Source organism: Paenibacillus sp. J22R3, from assembly GCF_056269305.1.
In genome coordinates, this window is sequence record NZ_JBWDNS010000011.1 from 89,687 (window position 1) to 112,677 (window position 22,991).

Annotated in this window: 14 protein-coding genes; 3 read left to right on the forward strand and 11 right to left on the reverse strand. The window is 48.6% G+C overall.

The features are described 5' to 3' along the window. Positions 1–73 precede the first annotated feature (73 nt). The 8 genes from AC0YN4_RS29805 to AC0YN4_RS29840 form a co-directional block, all read right to left on the reverse strand. On the reverse strand, positions 74–1,726 hold the full coding sequence (locus tag AC0YN4_RS29805) for an extracellular solute-binding protein (RefSeq protein ID WP_475837503.1): 1,653 nt from the start codon (positions 1,724–1,726) through the stop codon (positions 74–76). 70 nt (positions 1,727–1,796) lie between these two features. Next, the gene (locus AC0YN4_RS29810) at positions 1,797–2,633 is read right to left on the reverse strand and encodes a carbohydrate ABC transporter permease (protein ID WP_475837504.1); all 837 of its coding nucleotides are present in this window, start codon (positions 2,631–2,633) and stop codon (positions 1,797–1,799) included. 88 nt (positions 2,634–2,721) lie between these two features. Continuing rightward, the gene (locus AC0YN4_RS29815; protein ID WP_475784573.1) at positions 2,722–3,663 is read right to left on the reverse strand and encodes an ABC transporter permease; all 942 of its coding nucleotides are present in this window, start codon (positions 3,661–3,663) and stop codon (positions 2,722–2,724) included. Between the two features lie 181 nt (positions 3,664–3,844). Continuing rightward, on the reverse strand, positions 3,845–5,566 hold the full coding sequence (locus AC0YN4_RS29820; RefSeq protein ID WP_475784574.1) for a sensor histidine kinase: 1,722 nt from the start codon (positions 5,564–5,566) through the stop codon (positions 3,845–3,847). Beyond that, complete coding sequence (locus tag AC0YN4_RS29825; protein WP_475837505.1) at positions 5,563–7,122, reverse strand: response regulator transcription factor; 1,560 nt, start codon at positions 7,120–7,122, stop codon at positions 5,563–5,565. Before AC0YN4_RS29825 ends, AC0YN4_RS29820 begins: the two co-directional genes overlap by 4 nt. Positions 7,123–7,326: 204 nt before the next feature. Beyond that, entirely contained in the window at positions 7,327–7,893 is a 567-nt protein-coding gene (locus AC0YN4_RS29830) for a TetR/AcrR family transcriptional regulator (RefSeq protein ID WP_475837506.1), read from the reverse strand. A gap of 80 nt (positions 7,894–7,973) precedes the next feature. After that, positions 7,974–12,146, reverse strand: coding sequence for a S8 family serine peptidase (locus tag AC0YN4_RS29835; RefSeq protein WP_475837507.1), 4,173 nt, complete (start codon positions 12,144–12,146; stop codon positions 7,974–7,976). A gap of 45 nt (positions 12,147–12,191) precedes the next feature. Then, the gene (locus tag AC0YN4_RS29840; RefSeq protein ID WP_475837508.1) at positions 12,192–15,476 is read right to left on the reverse strand and encodes a S8 family serine peptidase; all 3,285 of its coding nucleotides are present in this window, start codon (positions 15,474–15,476) and stop codon (positions 12,192–12,194) included. 648 nt (positions 15,477–16,124) lie between these two features. Here AC0YN4_RS29840 and AC0YN4_RS29845 point away from each other — a divergent pair. Beyond that, positions 16,125–17,123 carry a GntR family transcriptional regulator gene (locus AC0YN4_RS29845; protein ID WP_475784579.1) on the forward strand — a complete coding sequence of 333 codons (999 nt, stop codon included), beginning with the start codon at positions 16,125–16,127 and terminating at the stop codon, positions 17,121–17,123. Positions 17,124–17,170: 47 nt separating this feature from the next. On the opposite strand, the gene AC0YN4_RS29850 is transcribed toward AC0YN4_RS29845, so the two are convergent. Together AC0YN4_RS29850 and AC0YN4_RS29855 are read right to left on the reverse strand one after the other, a co-directional pair. Then, positions 17,171–17,677 (reverse strand): DUF1854 domain-containing protein, encoded by a 507-nt coding sequence (locus AC0YN4_RS29850; RefSeq protein WP_475784580.1) that lies wholly within the window; start codon positions 17,675–17,677, stop codon positions 17,171–17,173. Further along, complete coding sequence (locus tag AC0YN4_RS29855; RefSeq protein WP_475837509.1) at positions 17,677–19,869, reverse strand: ABC transporter ATP-binding protein; 2,193 nt, start codon at positions 19,867–19,869, stop codon at positions 17,677–17,679. The genes AC0YN4_RS29850 and AC0YN4_RS29855 overlap by 1 nt, the downstream gene beginning before the upstream one ends. Before the next feature lie 379 nt (positions 19,870–20,248). Here AC0YN4_RS29855 and AC0YN4_RS29860 point away from each other — a divergent pair, with 379 nt between their 5' ends. Continuing rightward, on the forward strand, positions 20,249–21,124 hold the full coding sequence (locus AC0YN4_RS29860; RefSeq protein ID WP_475837510.1) for an NAD-dependent epimerase/dehydratase family protein: 876 nt from the start codon (positions 20,249–20,251) through the stop codon (positions 21,122–21,124). Positions 21,125–21,186: 62 nt separating this feature from the next. On the opposite strand, the gene AC0YN4_RS29865 is transcribed toward AC0YN4_RS29860, so the two are convergent. After that, entirely contained in the window at positions 21,187–22,104 is a 918-nt protein-coding gene (locus tag AC0YN4_RS29865; protein ID WP_475837511.1) for an ornithine carbamoyltransferase, read from the reverse strand. 140 nt (positions 22,105–22,244) lie between these two features. Between AC0YN4_RS29865 and AC0YN4_RS29870 the strand changes: the two genes are divergently transcribed. Beyond that, positions 22,245–22,721, forward strand: coding sequence for an NUDIX domain-containing protein (locus AC0YN4_RS29870; RefSeq protein ID WP_475837512.1), 477 nt, complete (start codon positions 22,245–22,247; stop codon positions 22,719–22,721). Positions 22,722–22,991: the final 270 nt, after the last annotated feature.

A 22,991-nucleotide genomic window follows, 5' to 3' on the forward strand; every position in this document is an offset into this window, starting at 1 on the left:
TCATTCTCCTTCCAATAAATAGAGAAACGGACACCGGAACCCCGATGCCCGTTCATACCTCATGAACCGATTCTTATTTGTTCTGATCGTAAACTTGCTGAGCTTCCGTCATTACTTTCTCTCCGCCCATTTTGTTCCAATCTTCAACAAATTTATCGAAATCGTCAATCGGCTTTTTGCCCGTAATGAAATCGATATAGGATTGCAGCGTGAACTGAGTAAGCTGGTCTTTGTTTTCGTTATAAAGCGGTTTTTGGTAAGCGTTCAGGATGTCATATACTTTGACACCTTTTGCTCTTGCTTCTTGTGCAATTGGACGAAGATCTTTATCCGCAGTATACGAGGTTTGGAAATCGTAATCGTTAAACGATCCAGCCATCGAATAGCCGCCGGCGATTCCGAGCTTCTTGCGCTCATCTTCATTATCATAAGGAGCAATATACTCGACAACGCCATGTTCGTTCAGCTGCCAATGCGTACCTTTAACCCCGAAGTTGAGCAGCTCATAGAATTCCGGTTCAAACTGAGTCGCTTCGAAAATCTGCAGATACTTACCTAATTTCTCTTGGTCATCTGCAAGCTGTTTGCCGAACATGAGACCGGATGCATTGTTTGGAGAGGATTGGGAAATACCGAATTTGCCCTCCGGTCCTTTAATACCGCCCTCAGTCAGCCATTTGAAGTTTGGATCTACTTTGTGAAGCTTGTCATACCACGTTTCGCCTCCGAGGAATGCATTGCCCGGATAATAGACCCACCAGTAGTAATCCGCTGCGCCGGCTTTTCCGGTTAACATTTTATCCTCGAAATTGTTACCCTTATTCACGACGAACTCAGGATCGATCAGTCCGTTTGCATACCAACGGTTAAGCGTAGTCAAAGCTTGTTTAGCTCCCGGCTCGATTTCGCCGCGAACGATTTTCCCGTCTTTCTCGCGGAAGATACCCGGATAAGCGTCATAGGCACCGAATACGGAACTAAACATCATGTCCAGCGATTCCGCAGTAGCGGTCAGACCGTAAGTATCCTTCTTGCCGTTTCCGTCCGGATCTTCATTACGGAATTTCGTCAAAGCTGCTTCCTCTTCTTCGATCGTTTCCGGTATTTTGTTAATACCTACCTTCTTGAGCCAATCTTCACGGAAACCCAGCTGTTGGCCGTCGATACCGATATCCCAAATGCCCGGCAAACCATAAATTTTACCGTCTACCCGAACGTATTTGAACGGATCGTCTTTATCGATGAAGCGCTTGATCCATTCTACGTATTTCGGCATATACTTCTCGATCATATCTTGCGGAATTTCCGCAACGACACCTTGATCGACAAACTTCATATAGTCTGTCGGAGCCGGCTCTTTAATCCAGTCCGGAATGTTGCCCGAAGCGATTTTCAAGTTTACGTCTTCTTTGTACGTGTCGCCGCTTGTCGGAACGAGCTCTATCTCAGCATTGAATTTTTTAGCAAGTGCGGTTACCCCGGGTGAATCCACCTTGTTTTGATCCGGATAATACGCCCAGAAGGTCAGATGATCCGTTTTATCTTCCGTAGTTGCCGAATTCGACGCCGCTGCATTGTTCGACGATGAATCCGAGGCCTGGCTGTTGTTGCTGCTATTGATGTTGCCACTGCTGTTGTTGTTGCTCGTGCCGCAGCCTGCCAGCAAACTCGCCAGCAAAGAAATACTTGCGCCTCCATAAACCAGCACTTTAAATTTCTTGTTCATCCTCACAATCAACCCTTCCCATGATATGTATCTATCTATCTATTAACGGCTTCATCCGCATGATGCGGGTTTACCCTTTAACAGCACCAACCATGACGCCTGTTACGAAATACTTCTGTACGAATGGATAGATAACCAGCATCGGAATAATCGAGAACATAATCATTGTCGCTTGAAGCTGCCTGCCGGAAAATTCGGAATGATGGGTTAAATTTTGCTGGGCTAGCATCAAGCCTGACGTATTGTTATCAATAATGATTTTGCGCAAGATGACCTGAAGCACTTGGTGATTCGGATCTGAGATGTAGATCAAACTATCGAACCATGCGTTCCAATGGCCCACTGCAACCCACAAGGCAATCGTTGCAAGCACCGGTTTGGATAGCGGAATCACGATCTGCAAGAATATCCTCACATATCCGGCTCCGTCGACGCGAGCGGATTCCTCGAGCTCTTCCGGCAGGGAGCGGAAGAAATTGCGGATGATGAGCACGTTAAACGCGCTGATCATACCCGGCACGACAAGCGCCCATATCGTGTTATACATGCCGAGTCCTTTAATCAATAGGTAGGAAGGGATCAGTCCGCCGCCAAATAGCATCGTGAACAAGATGATCCCGGTAAAAACACGATTCATCGGCAAGTCCTTCTTCGCCAGCGGATACGCGGTCAAGGAAGTGAACACAACCGCCAAGGATACGCCAAGCAAGGTACGCACAACGGTATTTTTATACCCGTACCATAAAGCATCGTAATGAAAAGCCAGCTTATAGCTTTCAAGCGTGAACTTGGCTGGATATAACACGAGACCTGAAGCGTATGCTGTGCTCTTCGCCCCTCCACCATCCATCGAAATGATCACTTGCGTCCAGAAAGGATAAAGCGTAACCACCAATAATACCAACATGAATAGATATAGAATGACGTCAAAGCTTTTTTCGCCCTGCGTCTTCTTCACGGCAATCACAACGAAGCACCTCCAACCAAACGTACATTTACCATATCGCGCTGTCTTTCTGACCGATCATTTTGACAATCTTATTTACGACAAAGATGAGGATGAGCGCGATGATGGACTTGAATAATCCGACCGCCGTAGCATAGCTGTAACTCATATCCACCAATCCTTTTCGGTAAACATACGTATCAATGATGTCGGACACATTATAAACTTTGACATTGTACATATTGAAAATTTGGTCGAATCCGGCATCCAATATACCTGACATGGACAGGATCAGCATGATCGCTACGACAGGAGCAATCATCGGAATGGAAATGTACCACATCCGTTTGAATCGACCGGCTCCATCCAGAACAGCTGCTTCGAACATTTGCGTATCGATGCCGGACAACGCCGCGAAATAGATAATGGAACCCCAGCCAAAGCTTTGGAAGATATGGGTGATGACGAGCACCGTCCGGAAATATCGGGCATCGGCCAGATACAGGTTGGGGGTGCCTCCGAACAAGGTGATAAGCGTATTTATTGGCCCTTCCCAAGAAAGAATGGAGAAGAAAATACCGCCGAGTATAACCCATGAGATGAAGTGCGGTAAATACGACACCGTTTGCACGATTTTTTTGAATCTCACATTCGAAATTTCGTTTAATAACAAAGCGAAAATAATCGGAACCGGAAAGCCAAACAACAGCTTATAGAAACTAATGATGAGCGTGTTCTTGAGCACCGTGTAGAAATAAGGGTCGGCGAATAACTTATCGAAATGTTTAAGGCCAACCCACGGGCTTCCCATAATCCCATCCATAAATCTGTAATCCTTAAAAGCAAGAACGACACCATACATAGGAAAATAATTGAATACAACATAATAAATCATTCCAGGTATCATCATCAGAAGCAGAACGCGATACTTTCTCCAATTGCTCCATTTCTGATTCTTAACGGCCGATTTCCTCGAAGCGGCGATAGCCATTGCGGGCTTAACCTCCTTGCACCAGTTGTCATGACAGCGCTTTTATTTACTTGTACTTATCATAACAGCGGGCCCAGGGGTCGTAATTATCACATATCTTCGATCCTTATCAGTTTTCTACGTACTTTTACAAAAAAACTCCGTACCCTAGATCAGGTACAGAGTCAGCATGCTTCAATCGTTATGCCTCTATCGACAGAGGTATGGTAACTTTCATAATCGTACCTTCACCGATCGTGCTGCTTATTGTAATTCCGTAATCGTCACCGAACTTTAACTGAAGCCGTTCGTTTACGTTTTTCAAGCCATAGCCGGAAGACTGAACCGTAAGCAAATTTCCGATCATGTCCTCTGATATCCCCGATCCGTTATCCTCTACAGTAAATACGACCGTGTCTGCCTCTATGCGAGCAATGAGTTTGATTTGTCCTCGGCCTTCGTCTTTCTTGTCAATGCCATGCTGGATCGCATTTTCTACGAGCGGCTGCAAGACGAGATTGATCATTTTATGCGCATAAACCTGTTCATCAATCTCGTACACGACATCGAAGCTGTAATTTTTCATGATGAGCACAATTTCCAAGTAAGACCTGATGTTCTCAAGCTCTTCCCGGACCGTAATAATTTGCCCGCCTTTGTTCAGAGCCGTTCGATAAAACTTCGACAACGAGACGACGATGTGACTAATATCATGCTCCTCGCTTCGCAGCGCCTTCCAATTGACAAACGACAATGTATTATACAGAAAGTGCGGGTTGATTTGCGCTTGTAGCGCGCGCAGCTCGGCATCCTTCTGGATGATTTTGCTCGCATACGACTCTTGAATGACCTCATTGAGCCTTTTGAGCATATGCCCGAACCGAATCATTAACTCGCCGATTTCATCCTTCGCTCCCGTGTGCACCTGCAGGTCCAACTCCCCGGTTTCCACCCGCTTCATCCAGGAGACGAGCGTATGAATCCGCTTCATGAGATTGTTGGACATCGCCGTTATGAGGATAAGGAGAAGCAGAATGCAAGACCCGGCGACGATGGACGTTGCGGTCAAAATTTTATCGGCGTTCAACGATACGTTCTTCACCGGCACATAGGTGTAGATCAACCAGCCCGACTCCGGAATTTGTTTCTTGAGCACAAGTAATTTCTGATCGCTGATTTCTACCGTTCCGCTTTCCGCATGGATAATATCAGCGTCATTCAAGTTGTTTAATCGGAATGCTTTAACGGATTCCTTGGAATTCGAATAGAGGATGCCGCCTTTGGCATTGGTCACGATGACCCCGTTCCCCGGCATCAGTTCGGCAACTCGTCCGAATAGATCCTTCATATCGATCTGCATGACGAGGATGTCGTTCTGACCATTCACGAGCAGACGCGGAAACGTACTGATAAAGTACAGGTCGGATGAGTGTCGGATCCATACCGGCCTTACGTCTCCTTGTCCAAGCTCCTTATACCAAGCAAACGAGGGCAATCGCCGGGCAGACATAATGGCGTATCCTGACTCGGGCATGTCGTTCTCCGTATACACGGTCAATTGGTTGATTTCTTTGTTACCGATCCGTATTTGATTGAAATTCGGATAGAAGTATCGGTTCAGGTCGTAGTAGAGATTCACAAAGTCCATATAGGGGGTACTAATGATCTGCTGGATCTTGCTGTTGTTTAGAATGATGTTTGCCGTGTGGTTGTACAATTCCGCCTTGTAATTAAAATAGCCGGCCATCGTATCCACGTTGCGGTCTAATGCTTGCTCGGCTTGCGTGTTCAATAGCTGCTTGGACTGCCAGTAGGAATAGATGCCGAGTACCAGGATCGGAATGATGATGACCGACAAATAAGACAGAAACAGCTTCGGTTTCAGACGCAGACCATTCCATTTATGAACGATTCTGCTGATCATACGCCAAGCTCTTCCCGGAATTGTGTCGGCGTCATTCCAAAATGGGACTTAAACAACGAGCAAAAGTAAGCCATATTGGAGTATCCCGTCTCTTCGCTGATGTCGGCTACTTTTTTGTTGGTTTCGGCAAGCAGCTCCTTGGCTTTCTTCATTCGCGTATTCGTGATGTATTTGATAATACTGACGCCTACTTGTTTCTTGAACAAATGACTTAAATAGTTGGGAGATAAATATACACTCTCCGCCAGCTCTTCGACGGATAAATCCCGCTTATACTCGTTATGAATCGTTCGCAGGATGGATTCCGTCACCTTGCGGTTGTTCGAATCAGCCGTCTGTCCGTCTGTCGTCTCGCAGCTTTCAAGCGTGGATATCATCAGCATGCAAAGCTCGCTCAGCTTGTTCGATTTATAGATCTGTTCGAGGTTTTTTTTGAACTGCTCCGTGTTTTTCTTCGGCGCATAGTCGAACATCATTTTCAAAATTTCCATGCAGCTGTACTTCAAATAAATCGAGGAAATCTGCTTTCCGGCCTTTAGCAGCTCATATAATTTCTCAAATCGCATGCGCGCGGATTGGAAATCCTTGCGCTCCACATCTCTTGCGATTTCCGACATCTTCTCTTCCACGCTGTCGGACGAATGCCCGTCTATCCAAGCGCTTTCTGCAATTAATACGGCACCTTTATCATAGAAAAACTTGCTCTCCAATATCGATTCGATCTCGTTATAGGCGACCCGAAGGCTGCCGATGTTCTCGATCGGACCGCTAAATGCTGCAAAAAGGTCGGTATCGTACTTCTTCTTGAATTCTTGTACGATACGGTTCCCGATTTCTTCCATATCAGCGGTTGTATCCCCGTCCAGAACCTCCATGAAAAGCAAGCTCTGAAATTCATTGAGATTGAACCCTTCATGCTGCCGTTGTACACATTCGCTGATCATGCTTTCGAGATCGAGATCAGATAAATCGAAAACACGACTGCGTGCGTCCAAAATAACGATGCGCAGCGGGTTGGAACCGTTAAACATCGGAATCGGAGCCTGCAATTCGAATGACTCGTGCTGGAGATCGTCAATTTCCCCGTGAATCAACTGCGAAACCAGCCTCTGTTTCTCATGACGGATGATTCCTTGCCCATAAGCCTTCTCGAGCTGCTCTTGCCGCTCCTCTTCCTGCTTTTCCTTCTCGCACATGTGGATGACTTGCGAGATGACCTTCAGAAATTCGTTGACTTGAACCGGTTTCAGAATATATCGGATCGCATTCACATCAATCGCCTTCTGCGCGTATTCAAAATCTCCGTAGGCGCTCATGAAAATCACTTTAACCGGGATAGCCAGTTCCCGAACGGTGGCGGCCAGTTGAAGGCCATCCATGCCTTTCATCCGGATATCTGTAAATAAAATATCCACATGGTTCTGCTTCATGAAAGCAAGTGCACTCTCTCCGCTATCCGCTTCATGAATTTCAAGCTGCAAATCATATTTGTCGATAAGGAATTTCACGCCTTCTCTTTCGAACTGTTCGTCGTCAACGATGAGCATCTTGAACATGGGCACTGCCCCCCCGGTGAGGATAGACTCTCTCCAAAACTTATTTCATCATTGTAACTGAATCGCGTGTTCGCGCCAATGCGAATCGTTTCCAGTAGCTGGCTCATGTCAGCACAAAAAAACCTCCCATTAGCCCTATAACATCTAGGTTCTCGGCTAAAATGGGAGGTTGATATGGACGACAGTTGAAACGAGATTCAATCTCTACGGATGGATTAACATACGGCTGAGCCCCATCCAAGTATCCTTCAAGGAATTTCCACCTCTTACGCGGCGATATTGTATGGAGCCCTTAATTGCCGACAACATGGCCAGGGCGATCGGACAACAATCAGATTCATCGTCGCGAGAGTCCGAAACGTTTGAATTAATCAAGTCATCCATAACTGAAAGCTCAAATTGACTGAGCTCCTGTGTTTTCTGTCTCATCGTTTCCGGCAGCAGCTCGAAATCCGCTTGCAGCGATGAAATCGGGCAAATCTCATTATCAGCTAGCTGTTCGGATTGCAGATGGCAGAATTGGATGAACTTTTCTTCGACCGATTCCTTCGATTCTCGCATCTTTGAAGAGAAATCGACCAGTCTCTGATAGATCTGATTTAGCACGGCCAGACCTAAGTCTTCCTTCTTCACAAAATGATAATGAATGCTCGCTTTGGATATGCCAAGATGCTTAGAGAGGTCGTCGTAACTGAAAGCCGTGTAACCTTTTTGTCGAATCAACGATTCAGCCAAATGCAGCAGTTGCTCTTTACGTTTTGCGGTTTCCATGTTGCGCACCTCGCTATTGGATAAATCAGAATGGAACTGCCGAGAACATCTCGGCAGCTCCTTCCGTCATACAGGTTAAACTAGATACGGCCAGATGCCGCCAACAGCTCGTACAGTACTTTCGCCGCTGCTTCACGCGTCGTAGCGCCGGCTGGTTGGAAGTAGAAGCTGCCTTTCGTTTCGACGCCACTCATCAATCCGGCATCCGTTACGATTTGAATGCTTTCTTGCGCATAGCCGCTGAACTGCGCAGCATCCACGTAAACGTGATGAGCCGGTTGGTTCGACTGCTGCAGTCCAACCAGCTTGATCGCTCTAGCCAGCATGACCGTCAAATCTTGACGGGTGATGGCTGCGTTCGGATTGAACCGGCCATCCGATCCTGTTACAAGTCCTGCCTCGTAAGCGCTCAGCACATCGGAAGCAAACCAATCGCTGTTGCGTACATCACTGAACGGATTGACCGCCGCTTTTGTTTGCAGTCCAAGCGTTCTTGTGAGCATCGACGCGAATTGCGCGCGAGTCACATTAGCCTTCGGCGAGTAGGCATGCTCGGAAGTGCCGTTCAACAAGAATTTATCCGCAAGCGTTTGGATTTGATCATGCGCCCAAGACTTATCAATATCGGCGAACATGACATGCCTCGATGCAGCGGCATAAGTCGAGAAGCCCGGTCGACGAATCGTTACGATGGACTTGCCTTCGCCTGCAGCCGTGACTTTGGCAGGTACAGGATACACGTGGCCGCCGTCAAGGTACAACGCACCTGCTGCGCTTGCACTGCTCTCGACAAGGAACGATCTGGTCACGGTTTGGTCCGCTTTAAGTTTAAGCGGTGCAGCAACGCCATCCTTCAGGCTGCTTGCTTCGAAGACATATGGCGTACCCAGTATAGTGGCATCTTTTACTTGCTTCGTAAACTCGGATTTGCTTCCTTCATCTTTCTTGATTGTGATTACGATGTCCGTTCCATCGGACCCTTGTCCCAAGGCAAGGAGCGGCAATGCGACGGATGCATCGTTCCAGTTGAAGACGATGGTCCCCTTCAGCCCGGCTTCTTTCACCAGCTTCACCTGCGCAGCCGTTAATTGCAGCTGTGCGGAGGAAGCGTCCTTGGAAGCTGCTCCGATGGTGAGTGCGACAGACTGCTTCGCGTCGGCAATCGCTTTCTGCAAATCGGCATCCGTGACGGACACAGACAATTGCGTGCCTTTTAAAGTCGATTGCGGTGCGATTGCAATGCCGGTTTGCCCCTTCTCGATGACGGTGGCAGCGACATCCTTGTTGTACGCCTCATCATTAGGGGTAATAATCGGTCCCCCTGTATATGGCGGGTTTGTCGGCGGGTTTGGCTCGTCAACGGCAGACTCATTCGTCACGTAGAACGTTTTGAATGCGACAGATTCATCGACGACATTGTAGTTCTTATCTATGACCCTACCTACAACTGCCAGCTTGTACCGCCCTTCCGGAAGATATTCATTTACTTTACTGCCATCTTGCACAAGGATACCTAAGTTATAAGAGCCATCGAATTCAGGGATAATGATGTTGGACGGAATCGGTTTTAGAATGTCCGATTCATCCCGATCATAGATTTCAGCCAAGAAGCCTAACACTTCGTTATTCAAGTTGAGTATCATCGCATAGAAGTGATTAATTTCTCCTGTCGGAAGCGATGCCGTAATGTCGATTGGCGCGTCTTTGGACACCGTCGTATTGCTGAGTGTCAGGTTCTGAATCAGGAAGTCGTTATCATCAGACTCATCGCCAATATGAATGACGAAGGGCAGATGCAGGGAAGGCAGTCCCTTGCTCTCCAGCAAGACTTCACCCTCATATACGCCGACCTTTGCACGCGGAACCGACTTCGCAGTCAGGTTGAAATTGAACTCGCCGCCGGCTCCTACCGTAATTTGGTTGGATGTGACCCCCTCAAGTCCCATGATGATCTCGCCGGAATTCGGCGTCGGGATTGGATGATGCGGATCGGACGTTACCGAAGGGTGCATCACGATTTTCGCCTTATACGTCACCGATTCATCCGAGAGGTTCTTAACGCGAAGCGGCTTCTTAACTGCTTCTTTGGCGCCTGGATTCATCATGCCGAAGCTCACGCTGCTGCCTTCGCTAGGCATAACGATCGGGTTCATCTTATCGTCGCGAAGCGTTATTTCGTCCATCGATTCAATAATGGCACGCGTGTCAATGGCGTTCATGACATTGACGCGCCCTGCGCCTTGCGAATAGACATCATACATCGTGCCATTCTCATCATGGATCTCCTCCGCCGTATTCGCCAGCGCTGCGCGAATGTCAGTCGGTGTCCAATCCGGGTGAGCCTGCTTAATCAACAACGCAAGTCCGGCCACATGAGGGGTAGCCATGCTAGTACCGCTTAACTTGGCATAGGCTTTGTCATAGTTAGCATCCGGATTTGCTTGCCCATATGCAGGAATCGAAGAGAAGATCGACACGCCGGGAGCACTCAAATCCGGCTTAATGCCATAGTTGCCATCCGAGTTCGGCCCTCTGGAGCTGAAATCAGCCATTCGGTCACCGGCTACCACAACCGTCTTAAAGTCATTCTTCATCGTGAACTGCAACTTTTGATCCGGATGCGCCTTCAGCTGGCGAGCTAATGCACGCCCCATCTTGCCCGGCATGTCGAATGCGGGAATGTAATCGTAGCCGTCGCCAAGGAAAGCAAGCGGACCGATCGCGCCGTCACGAGACAGTATTTCTTCCGATAAGTCAGGCACATTCTGATCACTGGAAGAGTAATTGCCATTAAAGATGACGGCCGCCTTCGCGCCGTGCTTGGCTGCCAACTTCACTTTCTCGTCGAAGCTGGAGAGTCCTCTGGAGATGAATACGATTTTGTCAGCCAGGAACTCCGGTTTAAGGCCTTTATAATCATCTTCCCTGCCCAAGCCGACGTAAACGCCTTGAATCGGATTGGTGCCGAACATGGTGTTAAAGCTCTCTTTATCCGTCGTCCAGCTCATCAAACTCATATTCGTGTCATAAACCTCTGACCCAACTGCGCTGTGAATCGTCCCCTGGACGCGGTTGCTATCGCTTGTCACCGCACCAACGGAGATCGCCATTTGCGAAGCGGCCGGTGATCCCATGGAGTAGTAATATTGATTGCCGCCGCCGGCATTGCCGTTCGCGACCACCGCTACAACGCCTGCTAAGACGGCATTGTTCACCGCGATGGAGTCAGGCGAATCCGGATCCTTCTCCAGATCGCTCCCTAAGGAAAGGTTAATGACGTCCATATGGTCATCGACGGCATGTTCGATCCCATCGATAACCTGGGAGGATGTGCCGCCTTCCGGGCCGAGCACTTTATAGGCATACAGATCCGCCTCATAGGCAACACCTTTCTGCACATGCACGGACGTCGGGTTGGAAGCAGTACCGGCAATGGTGCCGGATACGTGCGTTCCATGGATAGAGCCTGTTGAGTCTTCATAGCCTTTTTCCGGTAAATCTTCATACGGATCGTCGTCCTGATTAATGGCATCGTAACCGCCCTCGACATAATTGCCTTTGAGATCCGGATGCAGGTAATCGATGCCCGTATCAATGACGCCGACCTTCAACCCTTTGCCTGTCAATCCGCGGCCCCACGCCTTTAGAACACCAATTTGCTCTAGTGGAACCGGATCGAAATCCGATGAACCGGCAGCGCCTTGATAGCTGTCAGGCTCGTCAATCGGGTAATAGATGACATTGTTATGAATAGATTTCACACCCGGAAGCTTGGCCAATTGTGGAATAAGGTCAGCGCGGATCGTAATTTCCATTCCGTTGAGCACCGTATCGAAGCTGCGGTTGATCTTAAACGGAATGCTGCTCGCCTGTGCGCTGCGAACGAATGCGTTCTGCTCGGATTGCACATGAACTTCGCTTGCTTCCACAGCCAATGTTTTATAGCCGAGCTTCGCGGCATAGGTACCAACGGCAGCAGGCTGGCCGCTTAGTTGGATGATGACATTCATTTCCTTCGCAGAAGAAGTATCGATGTCATCGGCAATGTAAGCTTCACCCGGGATCGCATCAATCCCGGCCTCCGGCTTCGCTTGCTGCAGCAGCCGAGTTACGGCTTGCAGCCCTTCTTTCGTTATGAATGTCTTGTCGCGCGGAGCGGCATGCGCGGCTGGCAAGCCGGCCGTGACCATACTTCCGGCCAGCACCGAGACCGTTGCGAGCGAAAGTGATTTTTTGAGAAGTGATCGTTTCACGTTCAGGTACCCCATTTCGGTTCAGAATAGTAGCTGCTTTGCAGGCTAATTTAAGTTCAGGACGTCCAGACCGTCGATGGTAACGATGGCGTTGCTCGACTTGGGATTCGCTTCACCGGCATGCTCGATTATGACCTGATGCACGCCGCTTGCGAGCTCAGCTGACGTAAAGACAGGTACCTGATAGTGGATCTTATCACTGTACAGATCGATAGGCGCTGCCGTCACTGACTTGCCGTCGATGTAGATATTCACTTTGCCGCGGTTACTGCCTGTAGAGGACCAAACGGTGACCTTCGTACCCGTGAATGTAAAGTCGACGGAACTGCCCGGGGTCGTGGTATAGGTCTGCACACCATCGGCATATTTCTTGCCGTACCGAATGGCCCAAGGTCCCTCGTAATTGGCGGAAGGATGTGTCGGCGAAATTAAGCTGGAGAACACGAACGCATCCACGTTTATTGCCAATTTCTGGTTTACACCTTTTACGGATAGAATCTCTACGTCGTGATGCCCATTAGGCAGCATCATTTTGAACAACGATTGCTTTGATTGAGGCGTCATGCTGGACAATTCGGCGTAACCCATAGGCAATCCATCGATTCGGATCTCAGCGGTGCCTTGCATATCGTTCTTCGTGCCAATCCATTCGAACAGATTTCCTCTAAAGCCGAACTTGACGGAGCCCTCTCCGGTAAGCTGCTTCATCGTTCCACCCGAATAAGAAGAGCCCGTTTGTGTGGTCCAGTTACCATCGTAGATAAGTGACGTGTCGCCGTCCTCGATCGTGCCCGACGAATTTCCGTACTGCACGTTCAAGGTATAGGTACCCGCGTCCTTAACGGCAAAGATGTTCATGTAATACGTACCCGCCTTGGTAGCGCGATAAGTGATTGTTTCGGTAGACGTACCAGCCGTTTCAGAATAGGCAACCGCGCCATCTTTGCTTTGCACTGTCGTTGCGGAATCATCGTATAGAATAAGATCGAAGTCCGTCCCCTCTGCGCCCGTGAGCGTGAAGGTTGCCGTTTCGCCGGCATTCAGTTCTACGGAGTAGACATGATTCGGATCATTCACCTGATCGAGCTTGCCCGTAACAGACGTATCTATTAACGACATGCCCGGGATGTCCTTGTTCCACAGCGCGCGATATGCACTGATCAGTTTCCCGCTTACTGTAAGGGGTTTTAACACTGGAAGCGATTTTCCGCTGGTCACAATGCGCTGCTTTATATCTAGCGCACTCATATCCGGATTCTGGCTTCCAACGAGGGCAGCCACACCTGTAGCATAGGCGGCGGCGTATAACGTACCTTGGGAATAGGAGTACCTGCCTTTGCTATTCTTGATATTGACCGTGGTCATCTCCGGCTTATTGCTAATGACGGTGTCGTAAAATAACGAGAAATCCATGAGCTTATATTCTTGTCCCTCATAAATCGTGCCGGGAACACCCCAACCTTTGAAAATGTACCCGCCTTCCTTGACGATCTTAAGGCCTAATACATCCCTTACAAAGGCAGATTTCGGGCTTTGGTCGATCGCGTCCTGTCCCGTGAGCATCAAGTGACCGCCATTGGTAAGATAGCTGGTTAAGTTCGCTTGATCACTGTCCGTAATCAGTTTGTTATCATTGGTAGCCCCTGCCGTTCCCGTGAACCAGATCACGATATCGTACTGCTGCAGCCCTTTCTCCCCATCAAGAGCAGGACCATCGAAGGTCTCGTCCTCCGTCGTGAACTTATCATAGGAGTAGCCTGCTTGTTGAAGCAGCCCTTCATAAACGGCCATAGGATCGCTCTCGTATAGGGGTCCGACCCCTCCGCCGCCGTTGTTAAAGCTGCGCTTACTGTCATTGACGAGGAGGATTGTCGGTTCGACTTCGCCCGCCGGCATGAGGTAATCCAAAGCGCGATCGAACATATCCTGCCGTTGACCGGCATATTTTGGGTCCTCGATCGGAATTTCTTCAAACCCAATTCCGTTGAAATACGCTTTATAAGTACCGCTATCGATTTGTGCCGCATAACCGGCATCAACGTCAGGCGTTGTCGAGAGGATCAGTTCGGACGGTGCAGACACATCGACGGACATTTGTCCGATCGCAGCGCCCAAAGCCGGATCTCCTAGAATATTAACCCCGGTAACCGACAGCATATTTGGACTTGGGTAGGCCGCCGGGTACACCGGTTGTACATCCGTATTTAATTTTCCGGTCAAGCCTTGGCTCTCACCGGCCGGAGCTACGAACAACATATCAGATCCGTTGATCGCATCTTCAACCAGTTTGCTTCTGTAGAGATATACGAGTCCGAGCGTAGCGATCTTGGCGCCGTGCTCATCGGCATAGTGAATGGCATCCACGACATCCGAGAAGTAACCGAGCTCTTCGGAAGCCACCTTAAGCGGCATGACGTTAACATTAGGCGCAATACCGGCAATGCCTTCGTTATTGTTCATCGCAGCGGCGATTTGTCCGGCAATCGTCGTGCCGTAGGTATCATTTAGGCCGTCGCTCGTATCGAACAACGTGTCGTCATCGTGAGCGAAATCCCAGCCGTTCACATCATCGATAAGTCCATTATCATCATCATCGATGTCGTTATCCGCAATTTCCTTGTCGTTGGTCCAGAACTGACCGACCAGATCGGGAGCATCCATCTTGACACCGGTGCCGATGACTGCGACAGTCACGTCCCTGCTGCCCGTCGTAATTTCCCATGCTTCCGGCAAATCCATGTCGATATCTTCCAAGCCGCCAGGCACCGAGCCTTCATTGAGATCTTGCCCGGTATTGTGTAACCCCCATTGTTCATGGAATAGCGGGTCATTCGGCAATACGGAAGATTGACCGGCGTCCGCTTCTAAAAAGGATGCCTCGTTCGACAGGTCAGCCGGACGTATCATTTGCGGGACCAAAGCGGAGGACACCTTGTAATCAGGTTCTGCATAGAGAACGTTCGGATCCTTAAGCAGCTCTTCGATGACACTATGTACATCAGCTCCAGCCGTGAGCTTAAGCAGCTCCGCGTTAGGTACGGAGAGTGGGCTGGACTCTGTTATTTGATTGCTTAGTGATAAGGCAAATACGGACTTCTGCTCCGACCGATATCTGACAATGACGCGATCAGCGGCATACTCCGGTTTCTCAGGCAGTGTGCTACCGAAAGCAGGCAACTGCATGAAAGCTTGCCGTGCGGCATTCGTGTTTGAATTTTCGATAGATGGGTCAAGGGAAATCTCTCCTTCAGTCCATTGGCTTTTACGTATCGGGTCGGTTTGTTGTGATTGCTTGGCCAATACAGGTGTTACAACTCCAAATACCAGCATCGTCGACAGGAGTGCGGAAGCCATTCGCTTACTTTTTCTGATCAAGCCATATCACGTCCTCACTAAAATATTGAAAAATTAATAATAAAAACATAGGAAACGCTTACAATTCATTTAACTTACCTACTAGTAAATAGATGAGTATCGTGAATTTTCATACACAGATTTTATTTAATTAATAAAAATATTTATAGGCATATGCCCCCTTTCGCTTCTACCTTTCAAACGATTCTGCGGCTTGATCCCTCATGTTAACGATTTGAAAGATCGTGTCACTTAATCTAACATACTCTTTACAGCGAATTCTGAGATGATTATATATTTACTTAATCAAAAGAGTCAATTTATTTATTTTTTTAACTTTTTATTTATTTCTATAACTTTTTAAAGAAAGTTTGCGTCAGTATACTGAGGATTCGATTCGGAGGTGGCATTAACCTAACGTAAATAGTCAAACCAATATTTAAAGCCATGCATGCTTGCCTATACATTTAAACTTCGAAATTTCTCGTAAATCTTCTAGAGGTCGTGGTTATTTCCCAAGAACATGAAGAATATCTCGCTAACTAGCATTCTTGGATCTTTATTTAATCAGAAAATGAGATACATGCATTATGCATAGATATATAGGTAAATGAGGGTGTTGATATGATTTCGAATCGCTTCTGCTTAACAGTCGACCATCAAGTAAATTTTGGGATACATACCCAAATGAAAGAACAGCTCAAGTGGCTGATCGGAACGGGGCAACTGAAGCCCGGCGATCCTCTGCCTGCCGCAAGCCACCTGGCTGATCTGCTGGGGCTTAACCGAAATACCGTAAATGGGGTATATAGCCAGCTGAAAGTCGAAGGTCTTGTTTCCATGCAGAAGGGCAAAGGGACACAAGTGCTTGGCGGCGCGGCGACAGAGCGGCTCCGAAGGAAAGCTGTACCTATGAAGAGGCTGCTGGATGGCATAATCAAAGGAGCCCGAGCAGAAAAACTTGATCTGCAGGAGCTCTTCATGGCCGGCCTGGGTTATAGTCTGCTGCAGAGCGGCCTTCCGACCGTTCCGGCTCGCATCCTGCTCGTGGAAAGCAAGGACCATGATCTTTATTTCTATCAAGAAGAAATCGAGCGGGTGACCGGACTTGAGGTCTGTACGATTTTCCTCGAGGATCTGTTGGAAGGAACTCGCACGATCAAAGAGGCACGCCCGAACGATATATGGGTGACCAGCTTGAACCAGGCGAATCGCGCCAAAGCGATACTGGCTCCTCTGGACAAAAAAGTGCATGTCGTCGGAGTCACGGTCGATTCTTCTATCGTGCTTGAATTAGCTACGCTGCAACGAGATTCGCATATATCCTTCGTCTCTCATGGTCAAACCGGAGGGGAGTGGATGCTCCAGCGCATTCGTGATGACGGCATTACTCACTTAAATCCGGTCATTATCGGCATTGATGAGCACGACAATCTGGAGAAGGCCCTTCATCGCTCAGTTAAAATATATACTTCCAAGGCTGTATACTCGGAGCTTAAACAACTGGCTCCGGACAAAGTCCAACTCTTCAAATTACGATTGGAACGAAGCAGCGAAAGCCTGCTGAGAGAGCTGGCTGCCTCGGACCTGCATTATCGATACGGTACTGGATTTGCAACTTAAAGCATACAAAAAGAGTTGGGCAGAGGTTATCTGCCCAACTCACAAGATTACAACACTTCTTCCAGCAGCTTGCGGCTATGTGCATCCAGCTCACGCCAGTCCGTAATCTCGCAGCGTTTACCGCTCATGTCGGTCAGAATGACTCGACCGCCACCAGGATATTGCATATGCTCATGCAGATTCCGCATGACCATCCGGGTCGCGCCCAGATGGGTTTGCAGCTCCCACATCCAGAGATCAGACTTGAACTTCACGCTCTCAACACGCGTCACGCGCGGCATGAAATAACGCAGCTGCAGCTCCTTCTCAAGCTCTCTCGCACTCTCTTCATACAGCTCTTTAATGTCCGGAACGATCCCAAGCTCTTCGCCTTTCGTATTTCGAATCGAAATATATTGAGTGGTATAGAGAAACGGAAACGCACGGTATACCTCAAGCTCTTCGTATGGTACGCCTTCTATAATACCTTGGAATACGCCGCCATTACCGCGGCTGAAATAAACATCATCCGGCGAGAATAACCGAATATCATATTTGTCGACTTCAACAGTCATCAGCCTTCAACCCCCTTGATCTTGGACAGCTCTTTCTGCGCATCCACGAGCTTCCGGTAGGCGCCGTCCTCTTTCTCAAGCAGTTGCTCATGCGTGCCGACTTCAACGATTTTGCCTCGATCCAGTACAACAAGCCGATCTGCATTGCGGAGCGTCGACAGGCGATGCGCGATCGCGAATGTCGTACGGCCTTTCACCAGCCGCGAAATCGCTTCTTGAATTTGACGTTCTGTCTCGGTATCTACCGATGCCGTTGCTTCATCCAGAATAAGAATACGCGGATCATGAATAATGGCACGAGCGATGGCCACTCGCTGCTTCTCACCGCCGGAGAGCTTATGCCCACGCTCGCCTACGCGTGTATCGTAGCCGTCCGGGAGACGAACGATGAAGTCATGCGCGTTGGCAATCTTCGCTGCTCGCATAATCTCCATCGGCGTTGCGTCTGGCTTGGAGTAAGCGATATTCTCAGCAATTGTACCGTCGAAGAGAAACGTCTCCTGCAGCACGACGCCGATCTGCTTACGCAGGTCAACCTGACTAATGTCTCGAAGATCCGTGCCGTCAATGAAGATGGCACCTTCATCGGTGTCATAGAAGCGGCAAATCATGTTAATGAACGTCGACTTACCCGCCCCGGAATGACCGACCAGGCCGATCATTTCACCTGCTTTAACCTGCAAGTTGACGTCTTTGAGCACCGGATGATGCTTCTCATAGCCATAGGTGACTTTCTCGAAGTTAACGTCGCCCTTAATGACGCCAATTGCTGCAGGATTACGAACGTCAGGCACATCGGGCGGTGTATCCATGATCTCGAATACACGATGCGCAGCCGCCATGGCATTGCTCGCCCAGCTGATCATTTGACTGATCCATTGCAGCGGGCCGAATAACATCCCGAGGTAAGCAATAAGTGCCATCAGTACACCAAGCTGCATATCGTCACTCAGTACTTTGCTTCCGCCGTTATACCAGATGAGCAGCGTACCCAGTCCGGCAATGAAGGCAAAAGCCGGGAACATGAATGACCAGAGACCTTCCATGCGGATATTGCGTCGTACGACTTCAACATTCGCATCTGCATAACGAGATAGTTCATCCCGCTCCCTGCCGAACGCTTTAACAACGCGTATCCCTTGGAGGGAATCGCCGACAAGTGTGTTCAACCGAAATATCGATCGCCATTGCTGGTACCAACGCCGTCCAATCTTCGGCCAGATGGTCATCGATACGGCGATCATGACCGGCACAGGCAGAATCGCATACAACGTAAGCTGCCAATCGAGTCCGAACATAATGATGAAGATCGCGATGATCCGCAGTCCCTCAGCGGACATGAACACGACGCCATCCGTCATGAACTGCCTCATCGCTTCTGAATCGTTGTTGACCCTGCCGATGAATTGCGATGTTTGGCGGCGATCGAAGAACGCAAGTGAAAGACGCATGAGCGAGCTGTAAACATCTTTGCGCAAGTCGCCCATCAGCTTCGATCCAACCCATACGCCGATTAAACCGCGAATCGTCTGCATAACCGACATGAGAAGCATCGTTACGCCTAACCCAAGCACAACATACAGCAGTGTCGAACCAATATCCTTAGGGCCAAGGACGTCATCGATAATGACCTTCGTTAAGTAAGGCGGTACCAATTCTACGAGTGTTGTTGTGATTAATAGACAAGCGGCAGCTATCATTTGCAGCTTATACGGCTTGGTGTAGCTCAGCATTCGAGCGGCTACTTTGCCATTGTGTGTGCATATCTGGCAGATCTGCGTCCCTTCAGACAGCGGGTTGCCGCAGCTATGGCAGCTTCGCGGAAGCTCGCGCTCCGAAAGCACCGGACGCTCCTCGTTCTTCGCCATCGCGCCGAGCAGCTTCGCCGCAAAACCGAACACCGGCGATTGTGCAGCTGTATAACGCGCGATCACGACCGGTCCTTTGCCCGTGTCAGCCAGCAGCGTGCCTCCACCGATTGCACTTACAGCCCGCGCATCCTTCAGCTCCGCTAACGGCTGTTTGAGCAGCTGCGTCTTGTCTTGCTGCCATACCACGATGTCTTGCTCCGTGACAGCTATCCATTGCTCTCCGAATCGGCCATCCTGCAGCAGATCGGTCTTGGCGCTGAACAGAAGTTCAGACGTTAGTTGCTTCCTCAGTACTTCCGGAAGCTGGTCTTGAATCGACATGGTGCCCTCCTGTGTCTCCAAACAATTATTGGGCTGACTCCAATTTAGACCCGACAATCCAATTTCGAGTCGGCCACTACGAATATATGTTCTATATTCACTTTATAATTCCTTCTTTCTTTGTAAACTTTAACCAGAATTATGACTATGCGCAAAAATATCCCCACTTTTCGCACGATACCACACATTCTAGCAAGTACCACTCCGCCTCCGAAATGATAGTATAGACTGTGGATGCTGCAATACCATCGGAGATTCTAAATCCCACAGGGGTATTAGAACTTTTTTCTCCCTATCGACGAACTAAAGTACCGGGTATACAAAGGCAGGCTCATGCTATAATGCTAGAATCAGAACATAGAAGCGAGGGATTCCCATAATGAAAGTATTAGTTACCGGTGCTTCCGGCAATGGCGGGCAAGCGATTAGCAGAGCGCTTATTCAAGCGGGATATACGGTTCGTATGGCAGATGTGTCGCCTCCGGCGGGGGCAGATTTCTCCGGTGTGGAATTTGTTCGCTGTGACAGCCGTACAGCCGGCGATGTTCGCCGCGCTGTAGAAGGAATGGATGCTGTCGTTCATCTGGCAGCATGGCATTGCGCTCATAATCCGCCAGTAAGTGATGAAACGATCTTTGCTGTGAATGTGGATGGTACGTTCAACGTCCTGGAAGCATGTAAGCAAGCAGGTATCCAATCCATCGTATACGCTTCTTCAATGGCCTACGGGTGGGGCTCCGTATACAGCGTTTCGAAGGTAATCGGAGAAGATTTGTGCAGGGCTTATCACGAGATGACCGGTGCATCGATCGCCATGCTTCGCTATCATGAATTCATTCCTCGTCCTTACTTAGAATTCGGATCACGTTTGCTCCGCAATGGCGTCGACCGCAGAGATGTGGCCGCTGCTACCGTAGCATCCGTGAAGGCCGCCCTTAATCGGGATATCGGACTTTTCTGCACAATTGTACATACCAATCACGGCATGCCTGAGGAAGTCGTGAACAACTTCCGTGAGCTTGGCCCCGACTGGTGCGAAGCGCAAGTGCCCGGCGCACGTCAGTTAATCGAGAAATATGCAATCAGCCTGCCAGGCTCTGTTGAGCAGCACGACCTCTCCGAAGCAGAGCAAGCGCTTGGCTGGAAGCCGGCGACCGGGTTTGTTGAGTTCCTACGTGATCTCAAGATCCGCGATGAACGCGGAATCGATGTAGCCAGCCTCTTCGTACCATCCGAATTACCAGCAGATCTATAACCATATCAAAGGCCGCTTCCTAAGTATGCATCGCAACTTTTGAGGCGGCCCTTATTATACAATCAACTCTTATCCAGTACATGCAGCAGTAACGCCTTTTGAACATGCATTCTGTTCTCCGCTTGTTGATAGATGATTGACTTATCGGACTCAATCAACTCTTCTTCAATCTCGAACCCGGGATGAATAGGCATATCATGCATGATATAAGGAGAGTAGCCACTAAGGTTCTTTCTGTTTAACTGAAAGGGGAGCATTTGCTCGATTCTTCGATTCTTTTCCTCTTCGTAACGACTTTCTTGGACAAACTCCATATCAACCCATGTATCCGTATATACGAAATCAGACCTGGAGGCTGCTTCAGACAAGCTGCTTACGTGCTCGACAAACCCGCTCTGGCAGGCATTCTGCATCAGTTCTTCATCCCATGACGGCGTGTTTATAATAGGGGTCACCAGCAGCAGCTTTATTCCCAAAGTGACACAGCCAGCTATCAATGAATTAGCCACATTATTATGTATACCGACATAGGTGAGTGTCACTCCCGAGAATGTTCCTGCTACCTCATAAATGGTCATCAAGTCTGCAAGCGCTTGGCAAGGGTGATATTTATCGCAGCAACCATTGATTACCGGGACCTTAGAGTACTTTGCTAGTTCAAGCAGATCGGAATGGTTCTTTAATCTTGCCATGATGACATCACAGGTTCTTGATGCATACCTGGCCTCATATTGTATGGGAGAAATGCTGAAATTGCTAGCGTCCCAATCCAGCGTCACTGCATATCCACCTAATTGATTCATGCCGGACTGAAAGGATAAGTTGGTTCGAGTCGACGTCTTCCGAAATAACATAAGAAGGCCTTTTCTATCGCATTCGTGATCATAGCGCTGGGGGTTCCCCTTGATCTCAACCGCCATTTCGATGATGGACTGCAGAACGTCTGGACTAAATTCTTGTAAGGATAGCAAATGCTTCACGAGCTCACCCCTAATGAATACTTATACATAACAACGTATATAAATACAATATTATGATAGGCAGGCTATCCACGTCAACTGTAGAACTAAGAGTATAAGCGGTAGATGTGTAGAAATAAACACAAGGAGGCGCACAACAGGTGCAGATTAGTGTAGGGGTACAAGCCGTTATTCTGAGTCAGAATATGATTCTAACGATCCATAAGAGAGATGATGCAACTGGAGAGGAGTCTTATATCCTCCCCGGCGGCAAACAAGAGTTTGGCGAAACGATCGAACAAGCCGTGCGTCGCGAGGTACTCGAAGAGACGGGGCTAACCGTAAGTGTCAAAGAGTTTCTGTTCCTGCGAGAGTTTATCGGTGCCAATCATGATAATGCCAGCACGAATAATAACAATCTCCATATCGTCAGTCCCATTTTCTTATGCGGCATCCAATCGAGCAACAGGCTCACCTCAACTCCCTCCAATCCCGATCCTGACCAAATCGGAGCAGAATGGATATCCATTCACGAAATAGCGAATCTCCCCTTCTATCCGAAGACATTAATTCCTCAGTTAATTGAAGTTGCTAACGGCAATAAACCACGTCACTGCTATGTCGGCGATATGAACTAACAATAGAGAAGGCCTGCACTACTCCCCAGAACCAACCCTTTAATAAAGTATTTCTACAGGAATGGGTAGGCCAGAATATTGTAGGTTACATGCACTTTTTATAGATTACAAACAACAAAAAAAGCACCCTCATCAAGGATGCTTTCAAATCTATTCCGTTTACGCCTTGAAAACTGGATACGAACCTTTGCGAAGGTTTTCATTAGCTGATTGTTGTCCGAAGTTGAACATCCGAGCAGATGTTCGTAGGATAAGCCCTCGACCGATTAG